This window comes from Chitinophaga silvatica, assembly GCF_003419895.1.
Lineage (GTDB): Bacteria > Bacteroidota > Bacteroidia > Chitinophagales > Chitinophagaceae > Chitinophaga > Chitinophaga silvatica.
On sequence record NZ_QPMM01000002.1, the window covers coordinates 798,358 to 818,755 of the forward strand.

The following is a 20,398-nucleotide window of genomic DNA, read 5'->3' on the forward strand; positions in this document are numbered from 1 at the left end:
CCCAATAAAAAATTTAATAATGCATGATACTCCGGAACACGTAAAAAAAATACAATTACAAATCTGCCTCTAAACCCTCAATGGAAAGGCTTAACCCAATGTTATAAGTTAAAAGAAATAAGTCCTGATTTTATTGTCTTTAAGTGATAGATAAATTTCCTTTACTGAAGGTTGGGCAGGGGCAAGCCCAATGCTATTAAGTTAAGAGGAATGGGCGTTGATTTTATTGACTTTAAGTGATAGATAAATTTCCTTTAACGTAGGTTGGGCAGGGGTAAACCCTGCCCCTACAGGGCTTCAGCTCATTACAGTTTCTATATTGTAGATTTATATCTTTAAAGAATTGAAATTAGTAGATTGACATTTAACATGAAATATTACTACCAGATGAAAATATAGTTTCGATGAAATCCTGTAGGGGCGGGGCTTGCCCCCGCCCAGCCTACGGTAAAGGAAATTTATCTAACCCTTAAAGACAATAAAATCGGGCCCATTCCTCTTAACTTAATAGCATTGGGTCAGCCTACGGTAAAGTAAGCAAGTCCTTTGAATTGAAATCAATATATAATAAAAGCAAAAAAGGCAAAGGAAATTCCTTCGTCGAAATATCGTACTGAAGAGCGATCTACAGGCTCAAATTCTTAGGAATAAACTTCTTTCGATTTTTCTCTGAATACAGTTGCCATAAGTGCAGAATTAGATTGTTGTTGGCTGATATCATAAATATCGGCATTTTCCACTGCAATTAAGCCACCCCGGCTACTTTATAAAAGTAAAAAGGGATACCTCAAAAACTGAGGTACCCCTATATTCCTACATTTGACTAAATCATTTATCCCACCATACGGGCTTCAACCAATCATTTTGTCCACCCATTCTTTTGAGGGCATCCTGATAGTTGTTGGTATTATTATATGCTTCGGTAGAAGGATAGAATAAACGTTTGAATGGTTTACCATTTGTTTCATTTTCACCAGCCGGATCAGAAATTGGAGCTAATACCGGGAATCCGCTACGCCTTTGATTGGCAAAAGCTTCCAAACCATTAGGGAATAAGGCAACCCATTTCTGCATATTGATTTGTTCAACTGCTTTGACCGGATCAAGGACATGCTGACTCACAAAATCATCGACCAGGTTTGATTTTATCGGATTAATGTCTGAATACATTTCCAGTTGCTTCATTGCCATTCTTATCCCTAACTGATAATGCTTGTTGGCATCTTCACTAATCCAGTTCTTTGCAGCTGCTTCTGCAAGCAGAAACTCAACTTCTGCATAACCAAGATGTAGAAAATTGGCTTTCAGATCCGCAAAAGCAGTATTGATCCTGCAAAATTTATTCAAATGAGGAATGTTGGTACCGTCACCAGTGGTATAATCAGACCAGTCATCCCACCAGTAATGACCCGGAATAATAGGGATGAAGTTTGTTAATGCAGTGATATCCTTATCATTCCCATCTCTGTTTAAAAAGTAAACAGGGAGTCTTGGATCTTTTTCAGTTTTCAGATAGTTTACAAAAGTGGAACACCCCATAGTATACCTGAAGGTTTCTACTTCTGCCAATGCCTGACTCAATCCATTTCCTCTGAGATCCGGATAGTTATAGTTTTCATGAATCATCTTAAAATTATCATCGGCCGATTGCATAACTCCACCTGCTACTGCTGCTTTGGCTTCTTTTTCCCCGATTTCCGGAGCTACTTTGCTTAAGCGTAAAGCGAGCCTCAAACGCAGGGAATTGGCCAGTTTCTTCCAATTAGCAATAACACCTTTATATACGATATCATTGGCGATTGCCTCTTTAGACGGATCGAACTGTTTGACAGCTTCATCTAATTCCTTAAAAAAATCATTATAGATATCCTGTTGTTTATCGTAAACAGGGGTGTATACTTTCTGGTAATAGGCAGCACCCGCCTGTGAATATGGAATATCACCATAGCAATCAGTAAGGATTGAGAAGATATAAACTTTCAGTATTCTTCCTGCTGCCACGTAGTTGACCAGTGCCGGATCATCCTTGCATCTGTTGAGCATATCCACTAATTGCTTGATGCTTTTATTGTAGAATATTTCCCAGACACGGTCGTTATAAAAATCCTGGCGTGCATACAAAGTACCGGCTCGCATTCCATATGCTCCGTTTACATATTGTACCCTTGGCAGGAACAGATAAAGATTTGGGTATCCAGCCTCCCTGCCGCCTGAAAGGAAGTAAGCAGCAGATGCTAGCTGTTGTCCGGGTGCTATGGTAGCACCTCTGGTTGGATCTGTATTTAATTCTTCAAAATCTTTTGTGCAACTACCTGCAATCAGGATAATGAATAATAGAATCAGCTTTTTGTATCGTTTCATTTTTCCTGTTTTAGAATTTTGCGTAAATATTGATACCATAAGATTTCCGTGTTGGTAATGAACCATATTCAAACCCTTGTCCGTTACTGTTATTGTAGCTCGATTCAGGGTCTACATTTGGTATATGCTTACTGATGGTTATCAGGTTCCTCGCCACAAATGATACAGTAAGTTCGCGTACTATGCCGGTTCCAATAATTGATTTAGGAAAGCGATAATCAAGTGTTAACTGGCGAACTTTCACAAAGGAAGCATCGTAGATGAATGGTTCCGGAATGTTATCTGAGATCTTCTGCCAGTAGGTTTGAGGATTTACATACCCTGAAACCTCTTTGTATATTGGCTTGCCTGATGCATCTACCCCTGATTGCTGTACCCCATGTACCTGCACTCCTCCTGTGGCTGTCCACTCTTCGGGTGTTTTATTTGCTTTCTTTCTTGCTGCTTCAGAAATCGCCCACTCATCACGTCCTTCAACGGTACCTTTCTGGCGACCATTCATATAGGCCAGCAGATTGGTCATTGAGTAAATATTGCCACCCTGTTTAATATCAAGCAATACACCTAATGCGAAGTTTTTGTAACTGAATCTGTTGTTGATTCCCCCGATCCAGTCGTATTGTCCGCTACCTAATACGGCATCTGTTGGGTCGTACTGCGGCATTAATTTATTATCAAGGATTAACTGACCCTGATCATTTCTCAGGAATTTGCGGCCTACTATTATTCCGTATTGTTCTCCTTCCTGCGCTACGATAGATGCATTAGCCCAGCGTGCGGAGGCAAGCGTGTAATAACCGGAAACAAGTGGACTTAACTCCAGTATTTTATTCCTGTTACGTGCAAAATTCAGGTTCAGATCCCAGTTGAAATGTTTACTTACAATAGGTTTGACTCCCAAGGTAACTTCTATACCACGGTTACGGATGTTTCCGGAGTTGATTACAGCAGAAGTATAACCACTGGTAGAAGAAATCGGGGCACTCAGGATTTGATTGCGGGTATTTGACTGGTACCAGGTGAAATCCAGATTCACTCTGTTATCAAAGAATACGAGGTTAGCACCTGTTTCATAAGTTTTGCTGATACTAGGTTTGAGGCTATGCAGCGGTACTTTATCTACAGATACTCCACCTATCGCATATCCGCCAATGGTTGGGATATCTGTATTGCTACCGTAGGTGAGAGTTAACTGATATGGATCAACGGCATCGGTACCTGTTTGAGCGATAGAGAATCGTACTTTACCAAAGGATAGGAAATTACTTTTTGCCATCAGTTCTGAAAACACAAAGCTTGCAGAAGCAGAAGGGTAGAAGTAAGAGTTATTTCCCATTGCGAGGGTAGATGACCAGTCATTTCTTCCGGTAAGATCAAGGTACAGTAAGTTGTTATACCCCAGGTTTACAGAGCCGTACACCGAATTGATCCGTTTGCGATTAATAATCTCGTTAGATGTTTTTGTAAGGAAGTTATTAATGCTTTTAACGCCTCTGGTACTGATATCTCTACCATTGGTAATCAGTTGATTTTCGGAGTAATCCATTCTGTTTGTACCAGCATTGGCATTAATCTGAAAACGACGGATTTGTTTATTGTAGTTAAACATCAACTCGGAGTTGGTTTCTCTCAATGTTCTGCTTCTCAGTACAATAGCCCCTGATTCGTTATACGGAGTTGTTGCCTCCATAAATTCCCGGAAGCCAAACTGCGAGTAATCTGTTCCTACCCGGCCCTGAACACTTAAGGACGGAGATATTTTATATCGAAGCTGAACAAATCCATTGAGTCGATCCTGTTTACTATTATTGGGTTGTTCGTTGATTGCCCAATATGGATTTACCTGATAGGAATTATTATTCCAGTTGATATAATTTCCGGTAACAGAATCTTTGTACTGCTTTAACCAGTTTATATCGATGTTAGGGGAAATACCACTTAATACATATCCAATGTTATTGGGGTTATCGGATAAGGCCGGCCGGTTATCTACGTTTTCATTTACGTAAGAAACCTTAGCATCGATATTTAAGTTTTTGGTTAGCTGAGAAGTACCACGAACAGATAAGTTATGACGCATCAATCCACTTTTTGGAACGATGTCATTGTTTTTCAGATTTGTGTAGGTAAGTCTGAACTGTGTTTTTTCGTTACCGGATGAAAGCGCAACGGAGTTGGTAAGTGTTAATCCGTTACGGAAGAATTTTTTAATGGAGTTGTTGGCATTTACGTAAGGTACACGTTGTCCGTTCCAAAGCCATACAAGGCTATCGGCACTCAGTTTTGGGCCCCAGCTGGCCTGAGAGCTACCAATGGCTGCTGTTACATCTTTAGGTAAAAGCCCATCTCTTCCGGTACCGTAGGAATCCTGAAAATCGTAATTATTGTTCAGGCGTTCTACTACGGTATTTGAAGTAAGTTCTACTTCAAAACCCTGACCTGCTCCTTTTTTAGTGGTAATGAGAATTACACCATTGGCGGCACGGCTCCCATATAAAGCGGTAGCGGCGCCACCTTTCAGAACTGAAATTGTGGCAATTTCGTCTGGGTTAATAATAGAGGTACCATCTCCCAAATCATAACCACCCCATTTGTCGGCCTGGCCGGGAGATGAATTATTAGCGGGTACACCATCAATTACATAGAGTGGTTGGTTATCGCCGCCAATAACTTTCACGCCCCGTAAAGTAACTTTTACAGAACCACCAACACCACTGTTCGTAGTGTAAACATCCAGTCCGGCTACTTTACCGGTTAAAGCCTGCAGTGGATTATTAGAGCGGGCAGAGGTCATTTCATTACCTTTTACATCTGTAAAGGCATAGCCTAATGACCGTTGTTGGCGACTAATACCAAGAGCGGTTACAACAACAGTGTTCATTTCCACAATCTTGGGAGCAGGAATTGTGTCGGCCACTTTTTTAGGAGCGGGAGCTGTAGATTTAATAATAATCTGGTTACCAACAGCTTTAACAGTAAATTTAGAAGCGGGAAAAAGCTTTTCTAAAACTGTAGTGACAGGAACACTTTTTTCGTGGATGGTATATTTGTTAGAGTTGATTACGTCATGAGAATAGGCAAAGGAAACACCAGTTTGTTTTTCGATTAACGGGAGAATCTCCAGTGCTGGTTTATCGTTTACCTCAATGGAAATCTTCTTATTCAGAACACTGTTAACGTCCTGTGCTGCCAGCGGAAGCCAGCAAAAACAGCATAGTACGATCAGTGGAATCCAGGAATTGATCTTCATTTAGATTTTTTTTGAAAGTTGATTAAACAGCGTTCAGTAACAGATATAGCTTCTCCAGTAAGAATAGGGTAGCCTACAGCTGATAACAGCTATCCCATTCTGGCAAATCAGCAATAAAACGTTAATTCATGAACTGATTCTGTGTAAGTAAAAGCAGTTGTAGGTTACTGAACTTTCTAAATTTTGGTTGTTATATTTTCGTTTGTGCTTATTGATTAGTAAATAGATACGTTGAGTCGGCCGTCTTTTTCATTTTCAGATCCATCATTTCCGAAAGAACTAATAATGCATCCTGTAGTGGTATATTATTAAATCTGACAGTTATCTTTTTCTTAAGAACAGTTTGATCCTCTACCTTCAATTTTGCTCCGTAATAGGTAGCCATTGCATCTACTACCTGGCTGATCTCCTGGTCTTTAAATACCAGGTCGTGATTACTCCAGGCGCATCTGTAGGCATAGTTTCCGGCAGGCTGACTAAGCGATCCATCATTATGCAGGATGCCCAGATTGCCGGGTAACAATATTTTGCTTTGCAGGGTATTATTATCTGATATTTTCACACTACCATCCCAGACTGCAACATCGGTATAGTTGCTATTAATTTTTACATTGAAAGAAGTACCTAGAACGGTAATCATTCCTTGTGGGAGCTCAATGGTAAAGGTATGGGCGGCATCTTTAGTAACATTAAAGAATGCTTCTCCTTTTTCGAGTTTCACTTTACGTATGCCCTTGTTGGTGGTATAGGCAATGATGGTACCAGGGCGAGCTATTACAGAAGAGCCATCGGGGAGGGCTACACTATCAATAACCGGGTTGTTGACAGCAAAGGTAGTCCAGTGTTCGGTTGGTTGATGACTGAACCAGAGGTAACTGCCAATGACGACCAACAGAATTGCTGCAGCTGCAATTTGTTTCCAGTAGCTACCCAGTCTGAATATTTTTGTCTTTTCAGTAGCCGGGAGTTGAAGTTGGGTTGCCAGTTGTTGCCAACCGTTATTCTGATCATGAAGGCTGGATGGCAAATCAGCACTACTTTCCCATAGGAATTTAATATCCTGATAGGTTTGTTTGTTTTTGGCATCTTCTGCCATCCATTGATTGATAGATTGAGTGAGAGCTTCATTTTCAGGATGAAGCAAATGCTCAATAATCATATCGTGAAGCTCATTTTTCATATGCGTATACTAATATGACAATTCAGAAAACTGAAACTTTGATAGTCTGTCAACTTTTTTTTTCGAGTAGCACCTGGCGGAGTGATTTTAATGCGATTGAGAGTTGATAGTAAACGGTATTTAAGGTGATTGAGAGTTTTTGTGCTATTTCAGGCGGTTCTAGGCCATGTACCCTGCTTAGGATGAAAATCTCCTGGCAGCGGGGAGGTAATGTTTTAAGGTGTTGTAGTAGTTCCTGTTGAAATAGGAGAAAATCGGCTGTTGAGTCGAGGGCTTGTTCGTCTGGTATCCATTGAAGAATTTCTTCGCTGGTATGTTTTTTTCTTTTTTTTATTTCATTGAGAGCCAGATTAGTGATAGCTCTGAAGAGATAGTGTTGTACATTTCCGGTGATGGTGAGTTGGGAGGATTTTTCCCATAGATTAACGAAGAGGTTGTGAACCAGGTCTTTAGCCAGGCTTTCATCTTTAGTGAGTCGAAAAGCCAGTAAATAGAGGGGTTGGCTGTATGCCAGGTAGAGTTGCCGAAATACAGGTACATTCCGATGGAGGAGGGCTTCATTAACTTCCGTGGTGGAGAAAGAAAAGATTACCTGTGTCATTCAACTAATAGTTGGTATTGGGATGTTTTGTAAGTATACGAATAATTTGTTTGAGTTTATAAGAAAATAAAAAAAGCTGCCTTTACAGAGTAGAGACAGCTTTTCTTTTAGTTCCTTGGTGCCGAATAATGGGGTCAAAATTAATAACGACGGTCGCGGGAACCATATCCTCCGCCGCCACGGTTATTACCACCGCCCCCTTTGAAATTATTATTCGGTTGTTTAGGTCTAGCTTCGTTTACCGTTAATTGCTTACCTTCTATTTCGCTGCCATTCAGACTATCCATAGCCTTAGCTCCTTCTTCTTGATTAGGCATTTCCACGAATCCAAAACCGCGTGAACGGCCAGTTTCGTGGTCTTTGATAACCTTTGCGGAGGTAACCACTCCATAATCGCTGAAAATCTGATGCAGATCCTCATCGTTCAACCTATAGTGCAGGTTGGCTACGTAAATGTTCATGATAACTGAAATTAAAAAAATGAAAAATAATATACTGAAGTTATGAAATTCTATTAATAAAAATGAAGGCCTTCAAATATTTTTACTTTTATTCCTCTTTTTAAACGATTTATGAGCTAAAGTACTCGATTTGAGCGCATTTTATGTTATAAACGTTAACAAAAAATAACATTCTATTTTATGTTTATTGCAGGTTATCCGTTATTTTTTTCGTAATTTAAGAGTGTAATCCATTAAAATATTTTAACATGGGAGGCTTAACTGAGACCTGGTTTGCGGATGGATACATCGATTTTGAACTAAAAAAATACACCTTACTGGCCTATCTGCAAGACGTCAACCGCTACTTTAATGAAAGCAAGCTGTACCCGCAGCTTACCGATATCATCTTTCACTATAACAACCTCATTGCATTCAGAGATAATAAACAATATTTACAACAACAGTTTCCAAAACGACTCACAGCAGTAAATCTCCAAAAGCTGGAGCTATTGTATGAACAAATGATTGCTGATGATGAACTGATGGAAGAACTGGAAGATATTATTCAATATTCCATCACCCAAATGAATAACACCATTAAAGAGGGTACAGATATTTATGAATGGGTGGCAGGACAACTAACTATCTTTCCTGTTGGGCTGGTACCATTGGAAAGCCAGGAAGGTTATCTATTGCTTTGTGATGGAAGTCACAGGCAAACACTGGTGTATAATTACCGGCTGACTATTTTTGAAAGACATGATGAAAAGTACAGAGGAATACATACCTCCTACGTTTCATCCTATCAGCAGGATTTTGTGCATACAATTAACCATATTAAGTTCCTGCTGATCAGAGAGCAGAAACAATTGCCTAACCCGGCTGTGTATTGTATTGAAACGCCTTTGGTAATGCCAATAGATGAAACGCTATTACCTATTGCAAAAAGAAGCCTGGTGAAATATATAGCTCAGCAAGCAGCCTAGTTCAGGGCCGGAGCTTTGGTATCATCTGTATACTCAATTTCAAGTGTATGATCTTTCATGAATGGGGCATAATATTGCTCCATCAGTTTCTGAATTTTCTCTTTAGATTGTTGAATATAGGTTGAGTTACTCTCTAACTGAGCCCTGCTGCTTTTATACAAAGACTTCTGTACTTCCGTGTAGGTTTCATCATCCTGAAATAAAAACAAACCTTTTTTATTGGAAGTTTCCATCTTATCAACCTTTAGTTCGTAGCTCAATAATTTTGGAGCAGGTAATTGAATAATTATTTTTTTATTGTTCTGCTGTACTTTAAAATTTTTCTCGTCTACATTTACTCCATATTTCGCCTGATAGGGAATGCTTACCCATACTGTATTTTCAAAGAAAGCTTTCTTCCAGTTGTCTGTCCATCCTCCACTATCTTCAATATTACTTCTCTTGATACTGGCACTGCCCTGTACATCCAGTGTTGCTAATTCAGCGATTTCTCTTACTATAGTGCTGTTGGAAATTACCTGCTGGCTAACATTGGTGGAGCCAAAACGTTTACCAAGCCAAAATATTAATCCGGCGACCAATAGCAACAGTACTAAGTAAATAATCTTTTTCATGTGCTAAATGTACTAAAAAAGAATATTATAATTATCGTATATACTTAAGCGTTATCTTGTCAGGCTATCAATTAATGCAGTATGTTCCGGATATGCCGCTTGTAAGGGCGCTTTTTCGGCCAGCTCAAAATCGGCGAAATCAAATCCTGGCGCCACTGTACAACCTGTAAGAGCAAAGCCGCCTAGTACTTCCACTCTGGAGGCAAACCAGTTGCCTGCTGTGATCACTATCTGTAGTTGATCCCCATTTACTACATCTCTTCCTAATTTATGCGTTTTAAGTTCGCCACCTGGTGCGATTTCGTAGATAGTCAGCGTTTGTCCGTCATAGAAATGCCAGATCTCATCTGCGGCAATTCTGTGAAAGGCCGAAAATTGACCATATTCCAGCAAAAAGTAAATGCATGTCGAGGCATTTCTATTACCAGCCATACCAGCTGGAAGGGTCGACATATCCAACATCCAGTCAGATCGGTAAGTTTCGCGGAAAGCACCTCCTTCTACATGGGGTGTTAAATTCAATTGTTCACGCCAGAAGGCTGCATTAGGTTGCATATGGGGAATTTAGAACTATAAGATAATCAAAAAAGTTTATTTTTTCGTGTACACATCAGGGTTATGAAGGTTCATGAACTTTTCAGGGTTTTGAATAGGTTCAAAACCATATTTAGCGTAAAGTCCATGTGCATCTGAGGTAACCAGAAGAATACGGCGCAATCCCTGTAAATCGGGATGTTGTAGCATTGTTTCCATTAACCACTTTGACAATCCTTGACCCCGGGCTTCCGGTAAAATAAACACATCAGCCAAATAAGCAAAAACGGCTTTATCGGTAATCATCCTGGCAAACCCTATTTGTTTATCCTGATGAAATACTCCAAAGCATAAAGAACCTTCAATCATCCTTACAACAGTATCCATGGGTATATTTTGTGCCCAATAAGAATCGTTTGCCAGATAGTTGTGAATAACCGTCAGATCGAAACGAGTCTTGTCTGTTGTAATACTATATTCTCCTTTTGTAACTGTATTCATGGCATTACTCTATTTATTTAATAAAAGTAATGCAAAATACTTTTTTAGCTGGCAACGGCTACCTGATCGAGGTTAAAACCTGGCATTTGGGCAATAGTAGCTGTTGCTGATGCGAAATATGATGGAGTTTGATGATTGAACTGGAGGTAATCATGAATAAACATAGCATGGTTATAGAATGGAGTAGCTTCCATAGGAAGTTGCCATTCAGAAAGATTTAATTGCTGTAATGCTCTCATGGCAGTCCTGTATTTTATCATACGGGCATATAATAAAGGAGGCAAGCCAACAATTGTATTGAATAATCGCTCTAACGTAGGTTTAGATATTGTATAACGTTCAGAAAGCTCTTCCAAACTAACGTTTCCTAATTTAATCAGCATATAGTCGGCAATATCATCTACTGATTTCAGGTTACAGCTATTGGATTCCATAGCTGTCAGACAAGCTTTATCCAGCAACTCTTCCACTTCCTGCATGTTTGTAATTTGTTTCAATGAACTGGCAGTATTGCTCCATAAGTTATCCTGTATATCCAGATCTCTGTAGTAATTGGTAAAGCATTCACTATGTAACCCCAGCAACCTGTAAGATCCGTAGGCATTTAATTGTATTACAGCAACTTTTACCGGTCCTTCCACCTGAAAATGGGAGGCACAAGTAATATGACCTAAGATCGAATTACCTGTTAAAGAAAAAGATTTGTGCGCAGCTGGTTTTACTTCTCCCTTACCTTCAAGCATCAGAATAAGATACTGATCGCCCAGGGCAAAAAGGTTTTGTGGAAGCTGTATGGTACCGCGGGTATTATCTTCCCAATAATAATATTGCTTAACAAATGGTCTTAAAGCGTCCGCAGGGTGATAGATATGGAAATTCATAGGTGCTATAAATTGGCGTTAGGGATTCTCTTTCAGCATATCCAACGATCACATATTGTAAATATATGTTAAAAAAATCATATTACCAACTCGTTTGTTTCTCGCAGAGTGGTAAAGATTAATATTAAGGAACAAAGGTTTTTTTTAAGGTTAATATTAATCTTTACCACTCTGCGAGAAACAGCGAGTTTACGAGCTATGGAACTAATTCCCAGCCCCAATTTATTCCTTTTTCAGTAGCCGGAACACCATTTACCATCCACTGAGGAGCAGGGGCTCCTTTAAGCAGGTGGTCGAAAAACTGTTGTTCACGACGTTGTATGTCCTTACGGTTCTGACGTTGAATCAGATTATGTGCTTCGTTGTTGTAGTTCAGCATCCAAACCGGTTTGCCTAAGCGGCGTAAACCTGTAAACAGCTCAATGCCCTGATACCAAGGTACTGCCCCATCTGCGTCATTCGCCATAATTGCCAGAGGCGTTGATACTTTAGGCAAATTGAAAAGCGGAGAATTTTCTATATAAAGTTCAGGTTTCTCCCAAAGGGTAGCACCAATACGGCTTTGAGAATGTTCGTACTGGAACTGGCGATTCATACCACTTTCCCATCTGATTCCTCCATAGGCACTGGTCATATTGGCAACTGGTGCACCTGCCCATGCAGCAGCAAACAAATTGGTTTGAGTTATCAGGTATGCAACCTGGTAACCTCCCCAGCTCTGACCCTGAATACCCATATGTTTTCCATCTACCCAGGATTTTTTAGCCATATCTTCTGCTGCACTTACAATATAATCATAAGCACTCTTACCCGGATAACCATTTTCGTAAGTAATATCCGGTGCAAATACCAGATATCCTCTGCTTACGAAGAAAGAAATATTCAAACGTGACGGAGTAGGAGCTGGTGCCTGATAGTTGTAAAGTCCATCTGTTAATTTCTCATAGAAATAGAATATAACAGGATATTTCTTGGTGCTGTCAAAATTTTCAGGTTTATACAAAATACCTTCTGCGTGTTTTCCGCTGAAAGTTGTCCATTTGTATAGTTCTGCTGTTCCCCAGTTATATTCCTTTTGCTGAGGATTGGTATGACTCAGCTGAGTAGCTTTGTTGAAATCATCAGTTGCAGTAAAAACATCTGGAGATACATCATATCTGCCTTTATTGAAAACATACACCTGATTAGTTGAAGAGCGTTGCAGATCAGTAAAGGACCACGGACCTAATACCAATTGTTTAAGTGCCGGTTTTTTACCGTCTTTACGCACACCCGGCTGCAGATAGAAACCATTGTATTTGCTGGTTTCCTGATATGCGCTTAATACCATTGGAGAACCATAAAGAACGTATTTGTATTCTTTATCTAACTGTATATAGCGGAAAGTAATCTTTTCTTTACGTCCGATTCCATCTGTGTAATTAACGGGTGCCTGTTTACCAGCTGGATCAACAGACCAGATATCATAACGATCATAGATAAATACTTTATCGTCGTTATGTAACCAGGTGGCAATGCCATAGGCTTCAGGAACATCAGGATGATCATCTTCCTCATCAAACATTTTGGTAGGAATTTTATCACTGATATTGGCAGTTAAACCTGTTGCATTTTGGTAAGAAAACCAATTTCTTTTATCCAGATCATACCAGATGATATATTTACCGAAAGGAGATAAGTAATAATTTCCATTCAGTTTCTCCTGAATTTTTTTACGGGTACCGTCGTTTACATTAATGAGGTAAGCTGTTTTAAGAGTGCGACCAGTCCATTGCAGGGCAACTCTTTCTCCTTTATCTGAATATCCCAGGGCATAAGGACTATCTTCCTTTGTAAAGACCACAGTTTCTACATCATCATTCCCCAGCTGAATTACCCTGTTGCTTCCAGGATGATAAACAGCAGCGAAGCTCTTTTTAAGTTCCTTATCTGCATTCTTTAATTGCATTGGTTGCAGATAATCATCTTTGTAATTCCAGATATCTACTTTGGCAACTTCGAAATCAACGATATTGGTGTCTTTCACTGGTAATATCGGAGCAGTACCAAAGAAAAGGCGTTTACCATCGTTACTGAAGGTAAGAGTAGCATTTGGACTGATAGTCCAGTTTGCAGGAATTCCGTTACTGTTTTTATCAGCTACTATTTTAGCACTATCAGATTTTGAATCGAAGTAATAGAGTTTGTAGAATTGTTGTTGTGCTTTTGAAGAATCGCTGGTTGCAAGGAATGCTGCCAGTTCTCCTTTTGTAGATATAGCCAGTTGTTTATAATCAGTTTGTCCTTTGCTTAAGGTATCTGCCTTGCTTTTGGCTATGTTCCAACGTATCAGACTGGAGGTCGATAATGAATCTTTTTTGTTGATAGTTGTTTCAACGAGGAGATATTGTCCATCCTTATTGAAAACATATTCGCTGGCATTTTTGATGGTATCCTGTTTGCCAGACACAAGTTGACGGACGATCAGCATTCCGTTTTCACTTCCACTGCCAGCAGCTTTATCATCGTCCTCTCTATCGTTATCTTTTTTAGTGTTTTTGGCAATTTTATTATCTTTTTTAGAAGAATCTGCCGGCATTTCCTGTAACCAGGCTACTAAAGAAACGGTAGTAAGAGTACTTTCAGGTATTTTAAAGGATTTGACAGCAGGTATTTTAATAGGTTCTGCAGATTGCCCCATAGCTATAATTGCCAGAGAATCCTTTGGCATTTCTGCCGGTTTCTTCTTTTTAATCCTTGCATCACGGGTATCCTTAAATAGTGGCTTAATCGTACAAATCAAAAAGCGGGAATCTTTGCTCATTACCGGGTTAGTACCTCTTGGTATGGTAACAGATTGCCCGGATTTGAGATCATGAATGATCAGATTTGCATCTCCTTCCTGTGGGAGAACAGCATAAGCTACAAATTGTCCGTTGGCACTGATGACTTTTGTTCCGATACTTTGCCAATTGTCATACACACTGTGATCTAATGGCTTTTTAGCAGGTTGTTGTTGCGCATAGGTAAACAGGCTGGTTCCAAAAAGAACGGCCCCTAACAATACTTTTCTCATTGCTGCAAAATAAGAAAATTGAGACTTTTAGTCCACCAATTTTACAGCAACGGAAAAGAATTAATGGCTGCTTTCCAGCTTCAGGTCTTTCCCCTTTGCAACTCTGAACATCTGGAGAAAAACTGATAGGATAATGCAGGCTAATCCTGCATAGAAAGCTCCATTCAGGAGTTTGTTCTCATGAAAAATGATAAAAGCCAGAATAATGCTGTAAACCGGTTCCAGGTTATAGCAGAGGTTTACGGTAAATGGAGAGATCTTTTTTAATGCGCTCATACTCAGCAGGTACATAAGAATAGTACAGAACCAGGAGAGTATAAGCAGGTAAATAACATCCGGAACAGAAGGAATAAGATTTGCTCCCGGGAAGGCCAGCAGATAAAGCGGCATTAGTGCGGTAAGCACTACAAAGCCTGTAGTAAGTTCGTAAAACGTAATAGTGTAAGTATCGAAACGCTTGATTAACCGTTTGTTGAAAACAGTGAACAGGGCGGCAAACATGGCAGATATGATACCAAGTATAATACCGGTACGGAACTGGCTATCGAAATGGAAGATCAGGAGTATTCCGAATAAGGTAAGCAGACTTAATAACATTTCTGCCAGATCAAATCTTCTTCTATTAATCAGCGGATCAAAAATAGCGGTAAAGAGGCTGGTCAGGGAAAAGCATATAACCCCGATCGAAACATTCGCATATTTTATACTACCATAAAAAAATAACCAGTGAAGGGCTACAATTACTCCGGTGCTACCAATTGGCAGGATATCTTTCCAGGGAAGTTTTTTAAACCGGCCTTGGACACGAAACAAAATGAACAAACTAATAGAGGTGATCAGAAGTCGATACCATACCAGTAAGCCTTCGTTTAAAGTGATGAGCTTGCCTAAAATACCAGTAAATCCAGCTAAAAATACAGAGAGGTGGAGCTGGAGGAATGCTTTTTTCATGAACCTTCGTTAGCGTTTCTCGCAAGGCGGCAAAGATTAGTAGTAAGCGGCAAAGTTTTTTATTACGATTAAAGCGAATGTTTTAAGAAACTTCTCAGTAATTCTTAAAAGCATTCGCTTTAATCTTATTTAACCTTAAAAAAATCCTTTGCCGCTTACTACTAATCTTTGCCACTTTGGGAGCAAAATTAATTCGTAACTCGTCTTTTATAATTTCTAAAAAGGCTTTGCCATTGTATTTTGAGCACTCCAAGAATGCCTTCTTTCACAATGCCTTTGCTCATTTTTGAATATCCTTCTTTCCTGTCTTTGAAGGTAATAGGAACTTCCTTAATGCGGAATCCCAGCTTCCAGGCAGTAAATTTCATTTCAATTTGGAATGCGTAACCAACAAACTGAATCTGATCGAGATTGATGGCCTGCAATACGCTGTTGCGATAGCAAACGAATCCGGCTGTCGGGTCTTTTACTGGCATCCAGGTGATCATTCCAACGTAAATAGATGCACCATACGATAATACTGCTCTATCCCAGGGCCAGTTTTCAGTTTTTCCACCTTTAACGTATCGGGAACCGACTGCAACATCGGCACCATCAACGGCGCAAGCCTGGTAAAGACGCGGTAGATCTTTGGGGTTATGGGAGAAATCAGCATCCATTTCAAAAATGAATTGGTAACCTCTGGCCAATGCCCATTTAAAACCATGAATATAAGCAGTTCCTAATCCTTGCTTACCCGATCTTTCTTCAAGAAAGACTTCACCGGGGTGTTGCTGCTGTAATTCTTTTACAATATTTCCCGTACCATCAGGAGATCCATCATCCACAATCAGGATGTGGAAGTTTTCTTTCAGTGAAAGTACTGCGTCAATGATGTTACGGATATTATCCTTCTCATTGTACGTGGGAATGATGACAAGCTTTTCCAATGCTGGAGATGATATTTTTGGACTGCGAAAATAATTCAATTCCGCTGCAAGATAGGATGTTCCGCGAAAACATTACATTTTTTTTAACATCATATTATGGAAAATCTCTGTCAGCTTCTGCTTAGTATTAAGTGGGAAGTCGGCTTTCATCATCCAGTCGTAATATTGAGGTTCTGCTTTCAGTACCTCTCTAACCGGGCGGCCTTTATATTTCCCGAAATTAAAGACTTCTTGTCCACCCTGCATCACTAACCGGCGTGCAAAATCGATGTAATCTTCCTCTTTGGTAAAAGTGGCCAGAGAGTCGATATCTTCCTGCAGGTGTTCATAGCGGGATAACTGTGCTTCCAGGATTTCATATGTAGCCATTGCATCGGCTTCGGCGCTATGGGCATTTTCCAGTTGTTTGTCGCAATAGAATTTATAGGCAGCAGCAAGTGTACGTTTTTCCATCAGGTGGAAAATGCGTTGTACATCTACAAATTTTCGCTTACTAACATCAAAATTGACTTCCACCCTCAAAAATTCTTCCACTAACAGTGGAATATCAAACCTGTTTGAGTTATAACCGGCAAGGTCACAATTATCCAGAAATTGTTTCAATTCGCCAGCTACCTGTTTAAATGTAGGAGCATCTTTTACGTCCTCATCCTTAATGCCATGAATAGCTGAAGAACCAGCAGGAATTGGTATTCCCGGATTAATACGTTTTACCTTAGACTGGGTTGTTTTGTCTGGGAATACTTTAATGATTGCAATTTCAATAATACGGTCTGTGGCTACATTTGTGCCGGTAGTTTCCAGATCGATTACGGCCAGCGGCCTTTTGAGGAGCAAAGAAGGCATTATATAATATTTATTATTTGTCTGTTTATATTAATGAATTAGTGTTTTGATGGTAATAATGCTGCCAATTTAGGAAAATCCAGACCATCATAAGTACCTGAGCTCATGAGCAGCAGATTGGTGTCTGTATACGACTGGGAATTAAGGAAATTTTCCAGTTTTCCCCGGTTGTTGAAAATATGCAGATCATTACGACCAAATCGTTGGGCAATTAAATCGGCCGACAGGTCGGGCATTCGTTTAATTTCCAAAGCATGTTTGCTATAGTAAACTCCTGCAATTGTTGCAGGGTCCAGTGCCCCATAATACTGATCCAAAAAATCAGCATTTAGGCTGCTATAGGTATGCAGTTCCAGGATAGCAATCAGTTTTCTATTCGGAAATTGATGTTGGGTTGCTTCCATGGTGGCTTTCACCTTGGACGGAGCATGAGCGAAATCGCGGTAAATAGCGCAGGTATCATCAGCGGCAATCAGTTCCAGTCGTTTGGCTGCGCCTTTGAAACTCTGAATGGCTTTTAGAAAATCTGCGTCTTTAATACCCAATTGGTTGCAGACCAATTTAGCTGCATGCATGTTTAGCAGGTTGTGATCTCCGAATACCAGCAAGTTAGCAGAATTCTCCCCGAATGTTACTTTCGTAATACCATTTTCAATGGTATGCTCTGGTAAAGCATAAGGGATTAGCTGCAGATTCTCTCCATTAGCTTTTACCACTTCTACCAGCTCTTCATCACTACTGTTATAAATCAGTACCATTCCAGGCTGTATATCCCTGATGAAAATGGCAAATTGTTCTTTATATATTTCGTAAGTGGGAAATACATTGATATGATCCCAGGCGATTCCGGTTAATACAGCTATTTGTGGATGCAGAAAATGGAATTTTGGCCTTTTTTCAATGACAGAAGCCGGGTATTCATCTGCTTCGCAAACGATTATAGGAGCGTCTGTAATATTTACGGATTGAGAAAACCCTTCCAGTTTAGCGCCCACCAGGTAGTCGAAATTTACTTTGGTTTGCTGCAATACATGCATGATCATAGCGGTGGTAGTGGTTTTACCATGGCTACCGCCTACGGCCACACGTGTTTTTTGCTGGCTTTCCTGGTAAATATATTCAGGGAAAGAGTAAATCTTCAAACCCAGTTCCCGGGCTTTGATCAGTTCGGGATTATCTTCTCTGGCGTGCATGCCTAATATCACCGCATCCAGATCAGCAGAAATTCTTTGGGCATCCCATCCCATTGTAGCAGGTAAAATACCTGCATGTCGGAGATTCGACAGGGCGGGTTCAAAAATTTCATCGTCGCTGCCGGTTACCTGATAACCTTTATTTTTTAATGCAATGGCTAATTGGTGCATTACGCTGCCGCCAATAGCAATAAAATGTACTTTAGTCATAACGCCCTGACGCATTTCATGAATTGAAAGACTTATAGATTTAAAAAAATCGTAAATTCATAAATCTATTAATCTGAAATTACATTGTTGTTTTCTTTAATGTATTTTCTATATTTGCAAAATAACATCACAAAAGACGATTAAAAAAGTTGTCGCATCATAATTTCTATTGAAAATTCGTTTTAGTAATAAAATATTTAAAACATCGAATATGCAATCTTATGTTAGAATCTTGGGCTACATGGGTATGATCTGTATCTTTGCAGCTTTAATGTCGTCTTGCGCCAGTCATCAGAAATTGGGTTGCCCTATGAGAGGAATGGCAAAATCGACAGTACAACATAACAAAACATGTTAAATGAATTGGAAAACGTTAACCAGTGAGGAACAATTGTCGGAAATTAATGCTGCATCTGCAATAGCTCCAGTAGTGATTTTTAAACATAGCACGCGATGCTCTATCAGTTCTATGGCTAAAGCCAGGCTGGAAAGAGCTGTAGTTCCGGAAGGGTTAACGTTTTATTACCTCGATCTGATTGCCTACAGAGCTGTATCCGACAGCATTGCTGAAACCTATCATGTACCACACGAATCTCCCCAGATTCTGGTTATAAAAAACGGTGAATGTATTTTTAATGAAAGTCATTCCGGTATTATAATGGATGAAATTATAGCTGAGGCGGGCTTTTAAGCCAAATTCCCATATCTACTGCAGGTTGGACGAAACAACATATAACTCCTCTTTCTCATTGCTTTACTCTTAAGTTTTCTGGACTAAAACGGTCAGAATAGGCTAGTTTTGCGCTAACAAGAGCATAGCCAATGAAGCATCGTATAATAGTGGCAGTTACAGGAGCAAGCGGGGCGATCTATGCCCGGCAATTGTTGCAGAAATTACATGCAGCCTCTTCTCAATTGGAAGAAGTCGCTGTTGTAATGACAGAGAACGCCAAAACTGTATGGGAAACTGAATTACAGGATCAGGGTTATAAGGAATTGCCTTTCCGGTTTTATTCACAACAGGATTTTATGGCACCTTTTGCCTCCGGATCCGGCAGGTTTAATACCATGATAATTTGCCCCTGTTCTATGGGCACTTTAGGCCGTATTGCCACAGGTATATCCAATGATCTGATTACCCGGGCGGCCGATGTTGTTTTAAAAGAGCGCCGAAAGCTCATTTGTGTAGTAAGAGAAACTCCCTATCATCTTATTCATATCAAAAATATGGAAGCCTTAACAGCTGCAGGTGGAATTGTATGTCCAGCTACTCCATCTTTCTATAGTTTACCAAAAAATCTGGAAGAAATGGCTGCAACAGTAGTAGATCGGGTAATTGATCTGGCAGGAATAGAACAACAAACCTATCGTTGGGGTAGTGAAAACAAGCTAACGGATTAGTAACTTAGCCCATTCATTTAATAAGAGACATCATGCAAATAGCTATAATCAACGGTCCAAATCTCAATTTATTAGGCAAACGTGAAACCGGTATTTACGGCAGCGAATCTTTTGAACATTACTTCGAACGTTTGCAACAGCAATACCCAACTATAAAGTTTACATATTATCAAAGCAATGTAGAAGGTGAACTGGTGAATTATTTACATGAAGTAGGATTTTCCTATGATGGAATCTTATTAAATGCGGGTGCTTATACACATACCTCCGTTGCAATTCGTGATGCAATTGCAGGTATTAAAACCCCGGTAATTGAGATTCATATCAGTAATGTTTATGCCCGCGAAGAATTCAGACATACTTCATTAATAGCCCCTAAATGCGTAGGTACAATCTGCGGATTAGGACTTAAAGGCTATAACCTGGGTGTCGAGTATTTTGTCATGAACGATATTTAACTAA

The 20,398-nt window shown here is 39.8% G+C and carries 18 protein-coding genes; 4 read left to right on the plus strand and 14 right to left on the minus strand.

What is annotated here, in order from left to right:
- Positions 1–828 precede the first annotated feature (828 nt).
- From DVR12_RS07630 to DVR12_RS07650, 5 genes are all read right to left on the minus strand, one after another.
- Positions 829–2,361: a SusD/RagB family nutrient-binding outer membrane lipoprotein gene (locus DVR12_RS07630; protein ID WP_158563227.1), complete on the minus strand. Its 1,533-nt coding sequence runs from the start codon at positions 2,359–2,361 to the stop codon at positions 829–831.
- A 10-nt stretch (positions 2,362–2,371) separates the two neighbouring features.
- Positions 2,372–5,611, minus strand: coding sequence for a SusC/RagA family TonB-linked outer membrane protein (locus DVR12_RS07635; RefSeq protein WP_116975042.1), 3,240 nt, complete (start codon positions 5,609–5,611; stop codon positions 2,372–2,374).
- A gap of 208 nt (positions 5,612–5,819) precedes the next feature.
- On the minus strand, positions 5,820–6,791 hold the full coding sequence (locus tag DVR12_RS07640; protein WP_116975043.1) for a FecR family protein: 972 nt from the start codon (positions 6,789–6,791) through the stop codon (positions 5,820–5,822).
- 49 nt (positions 6,792–6,840) lie between these two features.
- Positions 6,841–7,392, minus strand: a complete 552-nt coding sequence (locus tag DVR12_RS07645; RefSeq protein ID WP_116975044.1) for an RNA polymerase sigma factor — start codon at positions 7,390–7,392, stop codon at positions 6,841–6,843.
- Positions 7,393–7,532: 140 nt separating this feature from the next.
- Positions 7,533–7,853: an RNA recognition motif domain-containing protein gene (locus DVR12_RS07650; protein WP_116975045.1), complete on the minus strand. Its 321-nt coding sequence runs from the start codon at positions 7,851–7,853 to the stop codon at positions 7,533–7,535.
- A 248-nt stretch (positions 7,854–8,101) separates the two neighbouring features.
- On the opposite strand from DVR12_RS07650, the gene DVR12_RS07655 reads away from it, so the two are divergent.
- Positions 8,102–8,821, plus strand: a complete 720-nt coding sequence (locus DVR12_RS07655) for a hypothetical protein (RefSeq protein ID WP_116975046.1) — start codon at positions 8,102–8,104, stop codon at positions 8,819–8,821.
- On the opposite strand, the gene DVR12_RS07660 is transcribed toward DVR12_RS07655, so the two are convergent.
- The 9 genes from DVR12_RS07660 to DVR12_RS07700 all read right to left on the minus strand — a co-directional run bounded on the left by DVR12_RS07660 (position 8,818) and on the right by DVR12_RS07700 (position 18,535).
- A complete protein-coding gene (locus tag DVR12_RS07660; RefSeq protein ID WP_116975047.1) occupies positions 8,818–9,435 on the minus strand; it encodes a DUF4230 domain-containing protein in 618 nt (205 codons plus the stop codon). The genes DVR12_RS07655 and DVR12_RS07660 overlap by 4 nt on opposite strands.
- A gap of 51 nt (positions 9,436–9,486) precedes the next feature.
- The gene (locus DVR12_RS07665) at positions 9,487–9,990 is read right to left on the minus strand and encodes a cupin domain-containing protein (RefSeq protein ID WP_116975048.1); all 504 of its coding nucleotides are present in this window, start codon (positions 9,988–9,990) and stop codon (positions 9,487–9,489) included.
- A 36-nt stretch (positions 9,991–10,026) separates the two neighbouring features.
- A complete protein-coding gene (locus DVR12_RS07670; protein ID WP_116975049.1) occupies positions 10,027–10,470 on the minus strand; it encodes a GNAT family N-acetyltransferase in 444 nt (147 codons plus the stop codon).
- 44 nt (positions 10,471–10,514) lie between these two features.
- Complete coding sequence (locus tag DVR12_RS07675; protein WP_116975050.1) at positions 10,515–11,351, minus strand: DUF6597 domain-containing transcriptional factor; 837 nt, start codon at positions 11,349–11,351, stop codon at positions 10,515–10,517.
- A gap of 196 nt (positions 11,352–11,547) precedes the next feature.
- Positions 11,548–14,406 carry an alpha/beta hydrolase family protein gene (locus DVR12_RS07680; protein ID WP_116975051.1) on the minus strand — a complete coding sequence of 953 codons (2,859 nt, stop codon included), beginning with the start codon at positions 14,404–14,406 and terminating at the stop codon, positions 11,548–11,550.
- A 60-nt stretch (positions 14,407–14,466) separates the two neighbouring features.
- Positions 14,467–15,357 (minus strand): DMT family transporter, encoded by an 891-nt coding sequence (locus DVR12_RS07685; protein WP_116975052.1) that lies wholly within the window; start codon positions 15,355–15,357, stop codon positions 14,467–14,469.
- A gap of 188 nt (positions 15,358–15,545) precedes the next feature.
- Positions 15,546–16,286, minus strand: a complete 741-nt coding sequence (locus tag DVR12_RS07690) for a polyprenol monophosphomannose synthase (RefSeq protein WP_116975053.1) — start codon at positions 16,284–16,286, stop codon at positions 15,546–15,548.
- Positions 16,287–16,358: 72 nt separating this feature from the next.
- On the minus strand, positions 16,359–17,132 hold the full coding sequence (locus DVR12_RS07695; protein ID WP_116975054.1) for a 3'-5' exonuclease: 774 nt from the start codon (positions 17,130–17,132) through the stop codon (positions 16,359–16,361).
- 38 nt (positions 17,133–17,170) lie between these two features.
- On the minus strand, positions 17,171–18,535 hold the full coding sequence (locus DVR12_RS07700; RefSeq protein WP_116975055.1) for a UDP-N-acetylmuramate--L-alanine ligase: 1,365 nt from the start codon (positions 18,533–18,535) through the stop codon (positions 17,171–17,173).
- A 358-nt stretch (positions 18,536–18,893) separates the two neighbouring features.
- Between DVR12_RS07700 and ytxJ the strand changes: the two genes are divergently transcribed.
- The 3 genes from ytxJ (at position 18,894) to aroQ (ending at position 20,394) form a co-directional block, all read left to right on the plus strand.
- The gene (ytxJ, locus tag DVR12_RS07705; protein ID WP_116975056.1) at positions 18,894–19,226 is read left to right on the plus strand and encodes a bacillithiol system redox-active protein YtxJ; all 333 of its coding nucleotides are present in this window, start codon (positions 18,894–18,896) and stop codon (positions 19,224–19,226) included.
- 131 nt (positions 19,227–19,357) lie between these two features.
- On the plus strand, positions 19,358–19,936 hold the full coding sequence (locus tag DVR12_RS07710) for a UbiX family flavin prenyltransferase (RefSeq protein WP_116975057.1): 579 nt from the start codon (positions 19,358–19,360) through the stop codon (positions 19,934–19,936).
- Positions 19,937–19,968: 32 nt separating this feature from the next.
- Complete coding sequence (gene aroQ / locus DVR12_RS07715) at positions 19,969–20,394, plus strand: type II 3-dehydroquinate dehydratase (RefSeq protein ID WP_116975058.1); 426 nt, start codon at positions 19,969–19,971, stop codon at positions 20,392–20,394.
- Positions 20,395–20,398 lie beyond the last annotated feature (4 nt).